Raw genomic sequence first — 13,753 nt, forward strand, 5'->3', positions numbered from 1 at the left:
CGATGGGCACATACGGCGCCTCCCGTCGGGACGTGCCGTCACACAGACGACAGGAGGTTCGTCATGGCCAGCTCGAACGCAGCCGCCGCCCGTCGGCGCCGCGCCCCCGGCCCTGCCCCCTCACCGACCGGCCCGGCGAGCGACGTGCACCCCGTGCTCCGCCGGGCCACTGCGCCGCCCGCCGCCCTCGACCTGCTCGCCCAGGCCCGCGCCGGCCTCGACGAGGCCGCCGTCCTGGAGACCGCCAACGAGCGGTACGCCACCGCGCACCTCGCCGCCCTGCGCACCGCCGCCGCGGTACTCGCCGCCCGGAGCCTCCCCGAACCCACGTCGAGGCGCCGCCCGCGGATCCGCAGCGCCTGGGAGGTGCTCCCCGAGATAGCACCCGAACTCGCCGAGTGGAGCGTGCTCTTCGCCTCCGGCGCCCGCCGCCGCGCCCGCGCCGAGGCCGGCATCCAGGGCGCCGCCACCAACCGCGACGCCGACGACCTGATCCGCGACGTGGCGATGTTCCTCCGCCTCGTGGAACGGATGCTCGTCCTCCAGCCGGTACTACCACAGCCCCGCCAGGACCCGGAGACGCCTCCGGGCCCGCGAGAGGGAGGTGGCCGGGGCGTCCCGGATGCGAGCTGAGCGGGACGACCGGGTCCGCCGGAGTCGCTGCCGAGCGGACACCCGGGCCTGCCGGGGCCCGGAGCCGCCCCGGCGCCGGGACTCCCGCAGTCCCGCCCCAGCCGCGCCGAGCTTCCGTACACCCCCGCCGCCAGGCCCCGTACACGCACGCGGCCGGGGCGTCCCCGGCGTGGGCCGAGACGGTTGGCCGGGTAGGTGACCGGAGGCAATAGGGTGGGGAAGTCGCAGTCTTTCCGCAGCCCACCGGGGCTCGGGAGGCGTTCCGTTCGTTCCGCCGCGTCAGTGGTGGTGCCGCGCCGAGGAGTCAACTGTCGTGTCGGACCCGATGCGCCCCCGCGCTTCTCTCCGTACAGCCGTCGTCTGGGACGTCCTTCAGGACGCTCTGGAGCGGCAGGTCAAGACCACGGGGCGGGAGTCGCTGGACGTCCTCGACACCGGGGGCGGCAGCGGCAACTTCGCGGTGCCCGTCGCCCGGCTCGGGCACCGGGTCACCGTCGTCGACCCCAGCCCCAACGCGCTGTTCGCGCTGGAGCGCCGGGCCGCCGAGGCCGGTGTCGCCGAGCGGGTCCGGGGTGTCCAGGGCGACGCGCACGGCCTCTTCGACGTCGTCGAGCGCGGTGGCTACGACGCGGTGCTCTGCCACGGCGTCCTGGAGTACGTGGACGACCCCGCCGAGGGCGTCCGCAACGTGGTGGCCGCCCTGCGCTCCGAGGGCGTTCTCAGCCTGCTCGCCGCAGGACTCGGCGGCGCCGTGCTCGCGCGGGCCCTCGCCGGCCACTTCAAGGAGGCCAGGCAGGCGCTCGACGACCCGAACGGCCGCTGGGGCGAGAGTGACCCCGTACCGCACCGCTTCACCGCCGAACAGCTCACCGCGCTCGTCGAGGGAGCGGGCCTGCGGGTGGGTGCCGTGCACGGTGTGCGGATCTTCGCCGACCTGGTGCCCGGCGTCCTCGTGGACACCGAGCCCGGCGCGCTGGACGCCCTGCTCAAGCTGGAGGCCGCGGCTGCCGAGCAGGCCGCCTTCCACTCCGTGGCCACCCAGCTTCACGTGCTCGGCGAGACGCCGGGTGCCGACGAGGCCTGAGTCACCTCCGGCGGCGGACCGCTGATCAGCGGCTCGGCCGCAGATGGAGTACGCCACAGGCCCCCCGATCGGGCGCCCGGAGCCGTATGATCGAGGGAGACCGCTCTGCATGACGGGCCGGTTGCTGGGGAATGAACGCTTCAGCGAACCGGGACGGCCATGGCGGATTCCGGTTGCCAATTGGCGTAGAGGGGCGGGTTTCACGGGGGCGATTCCCTGCCTATCCTGAAGGGGACCCCCGGTCGCCCCGGCGACTGCACGATGAGGAGGACTCCGTGCCGCTCTCGGAGCACGAGCAGCGAATGCTCGAGCAGATGGAGCGAGCGCTGTACGCCGAAGATCCCAAGTTCGCGACAGCGCTTGAAGGAAGCGGGCTGCGCACGTACACCCGGCGACGGGTCTACCAGGCGGTCGCGGGCTTCCTCGTAGGTATCGCGCTCCTCATGGCCGGAATGGTCGCACAGCAGATTTGGGTCAGCGTGGTGGGGTTCCTCGTCATGCTGGGCTGTGCGGTCCTGGCCGTGACAGGTTGGCGCAAGGCCCCCAAGCCGGGTGAACAACCCGCCGCGGGTGCCGCTCCCGGAGCCCCGCAGGCCCGCCGACAGGGTCGGCAGCGGCGCTCCATGATGGATCGCATCGAGGAGCGCTGGCAGCGGCGCCGTGACGAACAGCAGGGTGGCCAGTAGCCCCCAGGGCGGCTGAACCCGGCGTCGTGACCGAACGCGAGACGTGAAACGGCCGGTGGCCCGAACCCTCAGGGGGTTCGGGCCACCGGCCGTTTCCGGACCTTGCGGCGCCGACGGTGTCCCGTCGGCCGTGTCCCGTCAGCTGTGCTGGCCCCACGGCCTGCGCAGGGTCGGCCTGGCTGCCAGTACCCGCTCGCCGAGCGCCGACCAGCGGGCCGCCAGCGCCCATCCCACTCGTACGGTCGAACGCGGGGCGAATGTCGCCCGCAGTCGCGTGCCCCGGCTCGCCGTGCCGCGCAGGGCCGCCGTCACCTGGCGTACGTCCTCCGCGAGGCCGGCCGTCGGACGGGGCGTCGGCGCGTACAGGACCTGCTCCACGGCATCCGCGACCCGGCGCACGGCATCCGCCGCCGACTGGTCGAGACCGCCGAGGCGCACGATCCGGGCCGCCGCCTTGCGGGGCGTCTGCGACTCCTCCGGACCGATACCGAAGTCCCAGGCGCTGTCGGTCAGTTCCTGCCAGGCCGACAGTGTGTGGACCGCCACGTCGCCGTCCGCGCGGCCGTGCGCCCCGAGCCGTACGGACCGGATCCGCAGCCGCCACAGCAACGGCGACAACAGGATCGCCAGCCAGATGAGCACACCGAGCGCCCAGAGCAGGGCGGCGGACCACCAGCTGTCCCCGTCGTCCTGCCCCAGCGCCACCTGCGCCGACTCGCTCGCGCACCCGCCGTCCAGCCGCCGCTGCACCGCAGCGCAGCTCTCGCTCGCCGACGCGGAGTCGGAGGGCGCCACGGAGGCGTTCTGCGAGGGCAGCTCCGGGTTCGGGATGTCGCTGTTCGGCGCCTGGGACTGCGTGTACTCGGGCACCGAGCCACGGGTCGGGGTCGGCTCGAAACGGGTCCAGCCGACGCCCTCGAAGTACAGCTCAGGCCAGGCGTGCGCGTCGCGCAGCCCCACCGACACCGTGCCGTCCGGCTGCGGGGTGCCCGGCGCGAAGCCCACCGCGACCCGGGCCGGGATGCCCAGCGTGCGGGCCATCGAGGCCATCGCGAAGGAGAAGTGGACGCAGAAGCCCTCCTTGTCCTTCAGGAAGCGGGCGATCGCGTTCGAGCCGCTGCCGACCTGCACCTGGGTGTCGTAGCGGAAACCGCCGCTCACCGAGAACCAGTCCTGGAGCTTGACCGCCTGCTCGTAGGCGTTCGTCGAACCGGCGGTCACCTCGCGCGCGGTGCGTGCCACTATCTCCGGCAGCGACTCCGGGACCTGGGTGAACTCGCGCACCAGCGCCGGGTCCGGCTCCGGGGCGTCCGCGAGCTGCGCCGCGGTCGGCTGCACGTCCAGGCTCGTCACCGTGTACCGCGCACCGCGGGTGTTCTGGCCGTGGTCGCCGACGAGCGTGCGGCCCACCGGCTCGAAGCGCCAGCTGCCGTCGATCTTCACCCCGGTCGCGGGGTACGGCATCGGCAGCCAGTCCTGGGCATACCAGTCCGCCGCCGAGATGGTCGTCGTGATCTCGGTGCGCCGCACGTCCGCGCTGAGGCCGAGCGGGGTTGGGAACGTCTTCGGCACGTCCTGGATGTGCCGCTGGGACGGCTTCCAGGCGGTGCCGTCGAAGGAGTCCAGCGAGACGATCCGCAGATACAGGTCCTGGGTGTCGTCGGTGCTGTTGCGCACGGACATGACCTGGCGGTCCTCGTCCACGTTCAGGCTGTCGCGCAGCGACACCAGCGGGTTCACGGCGGAGATAGTGCCGCCGCCCCCGCTGCCCGAGCCCACGCCCGTACCGGCGGCGTCCAGCAGCCCGCCGTCGAGCGAGGGCAGCGCGAGCGGCACCACCAGGGCGACGCCCAGCGCGACCGCGCCGATCCGGCGTCCCGTGCGCACGGGGGCGACCACTCCGCCGGACGACTGCTCGCCCGGGGTGCGTGGTGCGCCGCCGAAGACCCGGCCCCACTGGGAGAGCCGGTCCCGGCCCTCGGCCAGCAGCAGCATCAGATAGCCCGCCGCGGCCAGCAGGAACCACAGCCAGGCACCGCCGCCGTCGGACAGCCCGGCGGCGACCGAGTACAGCGCGAGCAGCGGCAGCCCGGCCGGGGCCGCGGCCCGGAAGGTCACCGCGAGGGTGTCCACCGCGAGCCCGATCAGCAGCACACCGCCGACCAGCATCAGACGTATGCCGTCGGACAGCGGCGCCGGGATGGCGTACCGCCCGACGTCGTCCGCGCCGGTCTGCAGCAGTGTGCCGAACTCCTGGAAGGCGTCGGGGCCGGGGATCAGGCCGAAGAACGCCTGCTCCCGGACGAAGACCAGGGTCATCAGGACCAGCGTGACGAGCAGCTGCGAGGCCACCGTCAGCGGCCAGGCCAGCGGCACCCGCCGGGCCCCCGCACCGACGGCCGACTGTATGCCCAGCAGGATGACCACCTGGACCAGCCAGCTCACGTTCTCCACCAGCGGCAGCAGGGCGAACGCCGCCAGCATGGTGGCCACCCAGGCGCACAGCGCCAGTCGTGCGCGCCCGCTCATGACCGCCCCTCCCCGCCACCGGCCACGCCGAGACCGGACCGCTCGCGGTCCGCCTGGCGCCACACCTCGCTCATCGCGGCCCCGCGCGGCACGCGCACGGCCGTCCAGCCCGCCTCGCGCAGCATCCGCAGCGACTCCTCGCCCGGGTCCTCGGGACCCGGTACATCGTTCGGTTCCCGCACCCAGGTCTCGCTGTCCAGCACGAAGGCGACCGCCCCGCCGCTGCGCTGCCGCATCTTCGCGGCCACCTGGGCCTGCTCCTCGTCGAGGTCGCCGAAGAACGCCATCAGCAGTCCCTCACCGCCGCCGCGCAGCACGTCGTACGCGCGCGAGATGTCCACGCCGTCCGAGTGGTCGATCACCGCGAGCGTGTCCATCATCAGTCCGGCCGCGTCCGCCGACTCCTGGCTGGCGCCCGCGAAACCCTCACCGCCCTCGCCGGGCACGGAGTTGCCCGTGTCCGTCAACAGGCGTACCGAGAAGCCCCGTTCGAGCATGTGGACCAGGACGGAGGCGGCGCCCGAGACCGCCCACTCGAAGGCCGAGTCGGGGCCCGCGCCCAGATAGGCGATGCCCCGGGTGTCGAGCAGCACCGTGCAGCGGGCCCGCTGCGGCTGCTCCTCGCGGCGCACCATCAGCTCGCCGTAGCGGGCGGTGGAGCGCCAGTGCACGCGGCGCAGGTCGTCGCCGTAGCGGTACCCGCGCGGGATCACGTCGTCCTCGCCGGCCAGTGCCAGCGAGCGCTGCCGTCCCTCGCCGTACCCCTTGGCCTCGCCGGTCAGCCGCACCGGGGGCAGGGCCTCCACGCGCGGGATGACCGTCAGGGTGTCGTACGTCGAGAAGGAGCGGGTCAGTTCGCACATGCCGAAGGGGTCGGTCAGCCGCAGCTGGAGCGGGCCCAGCGGATAGCGGCCCCGCAGGTCGGAGCGGACCCGGTAGGACACCTCGCGGCGCCCGCCCGCCTCGACCCGGTCCAGGACGAACCGGGGGCGCGGACCGAGGACGTACGGCACCCGGTCCTGGAGCATCAGCAGGCCCGTGGGGAGCCGCGAGACGTTGTCCATGCGGAGATGGACCCTCGCCTCCTCGGCGGCCGGCACGCGCGCGGGGGAGAGCCTGCGGCTGCCCGCCACCCGGTAGCGCGTGCGGTACAGGACGGTCGCGCAGACCAGCGGCAGTACGGACAGCAGCAGGCCCACCCGGAGCAGATCGCTCTGCCCCAGGACGTACGCGCAGATGGCGGCGGCGACTCCGGCGGCCAGGAAGGAGCGACCGCGGGTGGTGAGACCGGCCAGCGCCGTCCGCACCCCGCCCTTCTCGCCCTGGTCGTCGTCCTCCGGATGCCCGGGCGCCCCTGCGCTCATCCAAGCCTCCGGGGCGGCTGCTGCCCGAAGTCGGGCGCCGAGCGGCCCATGCCGAAGCCGCTCTGCTGCTGGGGCGCCGCGGGCACCGCGGTGCGCTGGAGGATCTCCTGGACGACCTGCTCGGAGGTCCGGCGGTTGAGCTGGGCCTGGGCGGTGGGCAGCAGACGGTGGGACAGGACGGCCACGGCGAGGGCCTGGACGTCGTCCGGCAGCGCGTACTCCCGGCCGCTCAGGGCGGCGGACGCCTTCGCGGCGCGCAGCAGATGGAGCGTCGCGCGCGGCGAGGCGCCGAGTCTGAGGTCGGGGTGGTTGCGCGTGGCGCCGACCAGGTCGACGGCGTACCGCCGGACCGAGTCCGCGACATGGACGTTGCGGACGGCCTCGACGAGCTTGACGATGTCGTGCGCGTGGGCCACCGGCTGGAGGTCGTCCAGCGGCGAGACCCCGCCGTGCACGTCCAGCATCTGCAGTTCGGCCTCCGGGCTCGGGTAGCCGATGGAGACGCGGGCCATGAAGCGGTCGCGCTGTGCCTCGGGGAGCGGGTAGGTGCCCTCCATCTCGACCGGGTTCTGGGTGGCCACCACCATGAAGGGGCTGGGCAGTTCGTAGGTCGTCCCGTCGATGGTGACCTGGCGCTCCTCCATGGACTCCAGCAGCGCGGACTGGGTCTTCGGCGACGCACGGTTGATCTCGTCGCCGATCACGATCTGCGCGAAGATCGCCCCCGGTTTGAACTCGAAGTCGCGGCGCTGCTGGTCCCAGATGGACACACCCGTGATGTCCGAGGGCAGCAGGTCCGGCGTGAACTGAATGCGCCGCACGGAACAGTCGATGGACTTGGCCAGCGTCTTCGCCAGCATGGTCTTGCCGACGCCCGGGACATCCTCGATCAGAAGATGCCCCTCGGCGAGCAGCACGGTCAGCGAAAGCCGTACGACCTCAGGCTTGCCCTCGATCACTCCCTCCACCGAACTGCGGACTCGCTCCACAGTGGCGGTCAGATCAGTGAGGCTCGCTCGATCGTCATAGGTCGTCACACGGCCCTCCTAGGCCCGTTCAATCTCCGGGCCGACCCTCTGCGATGCGGACCGGCCCACCCCGAAACACGGACGGCACGCGGGAGAAGTTCCGCGTGACGCCACACCCGCATTCTTGTTGCCGTTACCGGTTCGTGTCACTCGCCTGTGGATAACTGGCAGGGCTATGTCTGGTTTTCAGGCCTTTTCGGCATGGAAGTGCAGGGTAAATTTCGTAGAGACATACGTAAGGATCCGCGTTCCGGTTCGGTTACGCGGGGTCGATCTCACGCAGCAGGCCCGACTTCACGTCGAACACGAAGCCGCGGACGTCGTCGGTGTGCACCAGGAAGGGGTTGGTGCGCACCCGCTGCATCGACTGGCGTACGTCCTGGTCGACGTCCCGGAACGCCTCCACGGCCCACGCGGGGCGCTGGCCGACCTCGGCCTCCAGCTCCTGCCGGAAGTCCTCGGTGAGGGACTCCAGACCGCAGCCGGTGTGGTGGATGAGGACGACGCTGCGGGTGCCGAGCGCCCGCTGGCTGATGGTCAGGGAGCGGATCACGTCGTCGGTCACCGCGCCGCCCGCGTTGCGGATGGTGTGGCAGTCGCCCAGCTCCAGACCGAGCGCCGCGTGCAGGTCGAGACGGGCGTCCATGCAGGCCACGACCGCCACCCGGAGCACCGGGCGGGCGTCCATCCCCGGGTCGGTGAAGGCGGCGGCATACCGCTCGTTGGCCGTGACGAGCCGGTCGATGACGGCGCCCTCGGGGGATATGGCGCCTTCGGGCCCGGTGGGAAGTGATGCAGAAGTCGTCATAAGCATGACGGTACTGGTCACGGGGGTACCGGGCCCGTTGTGAGAGGGGACAAAGAACATCAATGAGTGTTGTTGTGAGGTAACCCACACGGGTGGTGCGAGTGTACCCGTACGGGTGATTGATGGCGATTTACGGCTTGCCGTACCAGGGTGCCGCGACGCGCAGGGCGGTTGATTGACCGGGCGACACCGTGGACTAAAGTGACGCGAAAGTTGATCCCCCGCGTGCGCGGCGCGTACGTACGGCCCGGCGGTGCGTACGGCACCGTGCCGGACCTGAGAGGGCCCCTTGAGCAATAGTCGACACGTCCCGGTGATGCTCCAGCGGTGCCTGGACCTGTTGGCGCCCGCGCTGGAGCGGCCCGGCGCTGTCGTCGTCGACTGCACCCTCGGCCTCGGCGGCCACAGCGAGGCGCTCCTCGCCCGCTTCCCCGAGGCCCGGCTGGTCGCCCTCGACCGCGACAAGGAGGCCCTGCGCCTCTCCGGCGAGCGGCTCGCCCCCTTCGGCGAGCGGGCCGAGCTGGTGCACGCGGTGTACGACGAACTGCCCGACGTACTCGACCGGCTGGGCCTGCCCAGGGTCGACGGCGTCCTGTTCGACCTGGGCGTCTCCTCCATGCAACTCGACGAGGCCGACCGGGGGTTCGCCTACGCCCAGGACGCGCCGCTCGACATGCGCATGGACCAGACGACCGGGATCGGCGCCGCCGAGGTCCTCAACACCTACCCGCCCGGTGAACTCGTCCGGATCCTGCGGGCGTACGGCGAGGAGAAGCAGGCCAAGCGGATCGTCTCCGCGGTCGTGCGCGAGCGCGACAAGGAGCCCTTCAGCAACAGCGCCCGGCTCGTCGAACTGATCCGCGACTCGCTGCCGCAGGCCGCCAAGCGCACCGGCGGCAACCCCGCCAAGCGCACCTTCCAGGCGCTGCGCATCGAGGTCAACGGCGAACTGACCGTCCTGGAGCGGGCGATCCCGGCCGCGGTGAAGGCCCTCGCGGTCGGCGGGCGGATCGCCGTGCTGTCGTACCACTCGCTCGAAGACCGCCTGGTGAAGCAGGTGTTCGCGGCCGGCGCCGCCAACACGGCGCCCCCCGGACTGCCGGTCGTGCCCGAGCGTTACCAGCCCAGGCTCAAGCTGCTCACCCGTGGTGCCGAACTTCCCACCGAGGAAGAGATCGCCGAGAACCGGCGGGCCGCCCCGGCGCGACTGCGCGGGGCCGAGCGCATCAGGGAGGACGCCGAGTGAGGCGTACGAAGGGGACTGCCGATGGCCGCATGCTCCCGGGGGCCGACCCCCGGACCACCGGCGGAAAAGCAGGTCAGCCGGTATGACCGGCGTGAAACGCGGCGAGGCGGACCCGAGTGACTAGGAACCCCGAACTCAAGGGCCGGGCCGCCCGGCTCGCCCGGCTCTTCCCCGCAGGCCCGGGCCAGGCCGCCCGTACCCCCTTCGTGCTGCTCGTCGTCTTCCTGCTGGGCGGCGGGCTCATCGGGCTCCTGGTGCTGAACTCCGCGCTCAGCGAAGGCGGGTTCCGCCTCGACGACCTCCAGCGGGACACCAAGAGCCTCACCGACGAGGAACAGGCCCTCCAGCGCGACGTGGACGCCTACGCCGCCCCTGACGCCCTCCAGCGCCGGGCCGGGGAACTCGGCATGGTGCCCGGCGGCGACCCTGCCTTCCTGAACCCCGACGGCACCGTCAAGGGCGTCCCCGGGCCCGCCGAGCCGGCGGCCCTGCGGCTCCCGGCGGTGGTCCCGCCCGAGGCGATCGTGCCCGAACCGGCGCCCACCCCGACGGCCACACCCACGCCCACACCTACGCCTGTGCCGACCCCGGCACCCACTGCCACGCCGGTGCCGACGGCCACGCCGACGCCCTCCGCGTCGGTGCCCCCGGCGGGGGTACCCGCAGCCACGCCCACCCTCCCCTCCACGACCCCCGGCAGGTGACGGAAGTGTCCGACAGGGAACCGCCGCGCCGCCGCGTGCCCGCACCGGCCAGATCCGCCCGCCCCGGCGCCCCCCGGCGCCCGGGCCCCGGCGCCCGCCCCGCCCGCCGCCCGGCCGCACCCCGCGCGGGCGGGCCCAAGGTCCTGCGGCTCGGCAGCCCCCGGCCCCGGCTGCGCATGGTCAGCCTCGCGCTGGCCCTGGTGCTGACCGCCTTCGTCGTACGGCTGCTCCAGGTACAGGCCGTCGACGCGAGCGTGTACGCCGCCAAGGCCGAGCAGAACCGGTACGTCGGCCGCACCCTGGCCGCCGAGCGCGGCGAGATCACCGACCGCAACGGTGTCGAACTGGCGACCAGCGTGGACGCGTACGACATCACCGCCGACCCGACGATGTTCACGCCGAAGAGCACGAAGCTGGCCGACGCCCCCGAGCAGGCCGCCGCCCTGCTCGCGCCGATCCTCGGGCAGGACGCGGAGGTCATCGCGAACAAGCTCAAGACGCCGAACACCCGCTACACGCTGCTCGCGCACCGCCAGACCCCCCAGGTGTGGACGCAGATCAAGGACCTGAAGTCGACCCTGGCCGCGAAGTCCGGAACCGATCCGGACACCGTCAACGTCCTCGCCGGTGTGCTGGCCGTGCCCGCGAGCAAGCGCGTCTATCCGAACGGCGGACTCGCCGCCGGACTGCTGGGCTGGGTCAGCGCCGACGGCAAGGGCGGCGGCGGTCTCGAACAGCAGCTGAACGGCGAACTGGCCGGGCAGGACGGCAAGATCCGGTACGCACAGTCAGGGGGACGGCAGGTGCCCACCGCCGATTCCACCGAGACGCCCGCGGTGCCCGGGTCCGACATCGAGCTGACCATCGACCGCGACATCCAGTGGGCCGCGCAGAACGCCATCACCGAGCAGGTGAAGGAGTCGAAGGCGGACCGCGGGTACGTGATAGTGCAGGACACCCGGACCGGACAGATCCTGGCCATGGCCAACTCGCCCGGCTTCGACCCCAACGACCTGACGAAGGCGAACCCGGACGCGCTCGGCAACGCGGCCCTCCAGGACGCCTACGAGCCCGGCTCCACCGCCAAGGTCATGTCGATGGCCGCCGTACTCGAGGAGAACGTCGCCACGCCCGCGACGCATGTCGTCGTGCCCAACCGGCTGCACCGGGGCGACCGGCTCTTCAAGGACGACATCGACCACCCGACCTGGTACCTCACGCTCAACGGCGTGCTCGCCAAGTCCAGCAACATCGGCACGATTCTCGCCACCGGGCAGCTCGGCAAGACGCAGGCGCGGTCCAACGAGGTCCTCTACTCCTATCTGCGCAAGTTCGGCCTCGGCAGCTACAGCGGGCTCGACTTCCCCGGCGAGACCAAGGGCATCCTCGCGGCGCCCGGCGACTGGTCGACCTCGCAGCAGTTCACGATTCCTTTCGGCCAGGGCGTCTCCCTCAACGCGATGCAGGCGGCCTCCGTCTACTCGACGATCGCCAACGGCGGCGTCCGCGTGGAGCCGACGCTGATCCGGGGCACCAAGGGCGCCGACGGCCGGTTCACGCCCGCCGCCGACCCGAAGAAGACCCGCGTGATCAGCGCGAAGACGGCGAAGACCCTCGCCAAGATGCTGGAGTCCGTCGTGGACGACGAAGAGGGCACCGGCACCAAGGCCCGCATCCCCGGTTACCGGGTCGCGGGCAAGACCGGTACCGCCAACCGCGTGGATCCGGCCACCGGCCGCTACCACGGCTACACCTCGTCGTTCGCCGGGTTCGCCCCCGCCGACAGCCCCCGCATCACCGTCTACTGCGCCATCCAGAACGCCACCAAGGGCAGTTACTTCGGCGGCCAGATCTGCGGCCCCATCTACAAGGAGGTCATGGAGTTCGCCCTGAAGACCCTTCAGGTACCGCCCACCGGGGCCAAGGCCGCGAATCTCCCCGTGACCTTCACACCCTGATCAGCACGGAAACCAGCCAGGAAACAGCTCGTGACCACAGACTCTCCCGACCAGGGGAACGGCGTCCCGTCGCACGCCCCGTCCGCGCCCTCGCTTCGCCCCCTCGGGGGTGCGCCCGGTACGCTCACCGCCGTGCCAAACGCCGATCAGTACCAATCCACCCAGAAGGGCGTTCCCGTGACATATCCGGGACCGCCGAGGCCGGTTCACGTCTCCGCCACACCCCTCGCGGAACTGGCCGGACAGCTGGGTGCCCCACAGCCCCCGGCCACGGCGGACGGAGCCGTCGCGGTCACGGGCATCACCCATGACTCGCGCGCCGTCCGCCCCGGCGACCTGTACGCCGCCCTCCCGGGCGCCCGGCTGCACGGCGCCGACTTCGTGACGCAGGCGGCCGGCCTCGGCGCAGCCGCCGTGCTGACCGACCCGACCGGCGCCGAACGCGCCGCCGCCACCGGGCTCCCGGTGCTGGTGGCCGACGACCCGCGCGCGCGGATGGGCGAACTGGCGGCCACGATCTACGGCCGTCCGGGGCGCGACCTGCTCCAGATCGGCATCACCGGCACCTCCGGCAAGACCACCACCGCGTACCTCGTCGAGGGCGGTCTGAAGACGGACCGGGCCACCGGACTGATCGGCACGGTCGAGACGCGCATCGGCGACGAGCGCATCAAGTCCGAGCGCACCACGCCCGAGGCCACCGACCTCCAGGCCCTGTTCGCGGTGATGCGCGAACGCGGGGTCGAGGCGGTCGCCATGGAGGTCTCCAGCCACGCCCTGGTCCTCGGCCGGGTCGACGGCTGCGTCTTCGACATCGCGGTGTTCAACAACCTCAGCCCGGAACACATGGAGTTCCACTCCGGCATGGAGGACTACTTCCAGGCCAAGGCTGGGCTGTTCACTCCGGAACGCAGCAAACTCGGCATCGTCAACCACGACGACGCCTACGGCCGGCGGCTCGCCCGCGAGGCCACCGTGCCGGTCGTCACCTTCTCCGCCGAGGGGCACCCGGACGCCGACTGGCGTGCCGCCGACGTCCGGATCGGCCCGATGGACTCGACGTTCACCGTGGTCGGCCCCAAGGACCAGCGGATCGCCGCCCGTTCGCCGCTCGCGGGCACCTTCAACGTCGCCAACACCCTCGCCGCGATCGTCGCCCTCGCGGAGGCCGGGCTCGACCCGCAGACCGCCGCCGACGGCATCGCCGGCGTGCCCGGGGTGCCGGGCCGCCTGGAGCGGGTGGACGTGGGCCAGCCGTATCTCGCGGTGGTCGACTACGCCCACAAGACGGACGCCGTCGAATCGGTCCTCAAGGCGCTCCGCAAGGTCACCGAGGGCAAGTTGCACGTCGTGCTCGGCTGCGGCGGCGACCGGGACACCACCAAGCGCATGCCGATGGGCGCCGCCGTGGCCCGGCTCGCCGACACCGCCGTACTGACCTCCGACAACCCCCGCTCCGAGGACCCCCTCGCGATCCTCGCGACCATGCTCGAAGGCGCCGCCTCCGTGCCGGCCCACGAGCGCGCCGAGGTCCAGGTGTTCGAGGACCGGGCCGAGGCCGTCGCCGCAGCCGTGGCCCGCGCCCGGCCCGGGGACACCGTGCTGGTCGCGGGCAAGGGCCATGAGCAGGGCCAGGACATCGCCGGGGTGGTCCGTCCGTTCGACGACCGCCAGGTGCTTCGAGAAGCCATCCAGAAGACCCAGGGATGAACT

11 protein-coding genes are annotated in these 13,753 nt (G+C 72.3%); 7 read left to right on the forward strand and 4 right to left on the reverse strand.

Annotated elements, in window-relative coordinates; all coding sequences use genetic code 11:
- The first annotated feature begins 63 nt into the window (after positions 1-63).
- The 3 genes from CW359_RS04905 to CW359_RS04915 all read left to right on the forward strand — a co-directional run bounded on the left by CW359_RS04905 (position 64) and on the right by CW359_RS04915 (position 2,403).
- Positions 64-633: an SAV_6107 family HEPN domain-containing protein gene (locus CW359_RS04905; RefSeq protein WP_105968502.1), complete on the forward strand. Its 570-nt coding sequence runs from the start codon at positions 64-66 to the stop codon at positions 631-633.
- Positions 634-946: 313 nt separating this feature from the next.
- On the forward strand, positions 947-1,717 hold the full coding sequence (locus CW359_RS04910; protein WP_105968503.1) for a methyltransferase: 771 nt from the start codon (positions 947-949) through the stop codon (positions 1,715-1,717).
- 275 nt (positions 1,718-1,992) lie between these two features.
- Positions 1,993-2,403 (forward strand): DUF3040 domain-containing protein, encoded by a 411-nt coding sequence (locus CW359_RS04915; protein ID WP_105968504.1) that lies wholly within the window; start codon positions 1,993-1,995, stop codon positions 2,401-2,403.
- 138 nt (positions 2,404-2,541) lie between these two features.
- On the opposite strand, the gene CW359_RS04920 is transcribed toward CW359_RS04915, so the two are convergent.
- The 4 genes from CW359_RS04920 to CW359_RS04935 form a co-directional block, all read right to left on the reverse strand.
- Entirely contained in the window at positions 2,542-4,932 is a 2,391-nt protein-coding gene (locus CW359_RS04920; RefSeq protein WP_105968505.1) for a transglutaminase TgpA family protein, read from the reverse strand.
- Positions 4,929-6,296, reverse strand: coding sequence for a DUF58 domain-containing protein (locus CW359_RS04925; RefSeq protein WP_105968506.1), 1,368 nt, complete (start codon positions 6,294-6,296; stop codon positions 4,929-4,931). The genes CW359_RS04920 and CW359_RS04925 overlap by 4 nt, the downstream gene beginning before the upstream one ends.
- Positions 6,293-7,333, reverse strand: coding sequence for an AAA family ATPase (locus CW359_RS04930; protein WP_105968507.1), 1,041 nt, complete (start codon positions 7,331-7,333; stop codon positions 6,293-6,295). The genes CW359_RS04925 and CW359_RS04930 overlap by 4 nt, the downstream gene beginning before the upstream one ends.
- 250 nt (positions 7,334-7,583) lie before the next feature.
- Entirely contained in the window at positions 7,584-8,132 is a 549-nt protein-coding gene (locus CW359_RS04935) for a beta-class carbonic anhydrase (RefSeq protein ID WP_105968508.1), read from the reverse strand.
- Between the two features lie 289 nt (positions 8,133-8,421).
- On the opposite strand from CW359_RS04935, the gene rsmH reads away from it, so the two are divergent.
- The 4 genes from rsmH to CW359_RS04955 all read left to right on the forward strand — a co-directional run bounded on the left by rsmH (position 8,422) and on the right by CW359_RS04955 (position 13,750).
- Entirely contained in the window at positions 8,422-9,378 is a 957-nt protein-coding gene (gene rsmH, locus CW359_RS04940; RefSeq protein WP_105968509.1) for a 16S rRNA (cytosine(1402)-N(4))-methyltransferase RsmH, read from the forward strand.
- 116 nt (positions 9,379-9,494) lie between these two features.
- A complete protein-coding gene (locus tag CW359_RS04945; protein WP_105968510.1) occupies positions 9,495-10,082 on the forward strand; it encodes a cell division protein FtsL in 588 nt (195 codons plus the stop codon).
- A 5-nt stretch (positions 10,083-10,087) separates the two neighbouring features.
- Positions 10,088-12,040, forward strand: a complete 1,953-nt coding sequence (locus CW359_RS04950) for a peptidoglycan D,D-transpeptidase FtsI family protein (protein ID WP_269805580.1) — start codon at positions 10,088-10,090, stop codon at positions 12,038-12,040.
- A 177-nt stretch (positions 12,041-12,217) separates the two neighbouring features.
- Positions 12,218-13,750: a UDP-N-acetylmuramoyl-L-alanyl-D-glutamate--2,6-diaminopimelate ligase gene (locus CW359_RS04955; RefSeq protein ID WP_105968545.1), complete on the forward strand. Its 1,533-nt coding sequence runs from the start codon at positions 12,218-12,220 to the stop codon at positions 13,748-13,750.
- Positions 13,751-13,753 lie beyond the last annotated feature (3 nt).

The sequence above is a fragment of the Streptomyces geranii genome, assembly GCF_002954775.1.
Classification (GTDB): Bacteria; Actinomycetota; Actinomycetes; order Streptomycetales; family Streptomycetaceae; genus Streptomyces; species Streptomyces geranii.

What these genes read in the sequence shown, in the direction of transcription:
- CW359_RS04905 (WP_105968502.1), top strand. Translation starts at nt 64, where the DNA reads ATGGCCAGCTCGAACGCAGCCGCCGCCCGTCGGCGCCGCGCCCCCGGC.
- CW359_RS04935 (WP_105968508.1), bottom strand. Translation starts at nt 8,132, where the DNA reads ATGACGACTTCTGCATCACTTCCCACCGGGCCCGAAGGCGCCATATCC.
- CW359_RS04925 (WP_105968506.1), bottom strand. Translation starts at nt 6,296, where the DNA reads ATGAGCGCAGGGGCGCCCGGGCATCCGGAGGACGACGACCAGGGCGAG.
- CW359_RS04920 (WP_105968505.1), bottom strand. Translation starts at nt 4,932, where the DNA reads ATGAGCGGGCGCGCACGACTGGCGCTGTGCGCCTGGGTGGCCACCATG.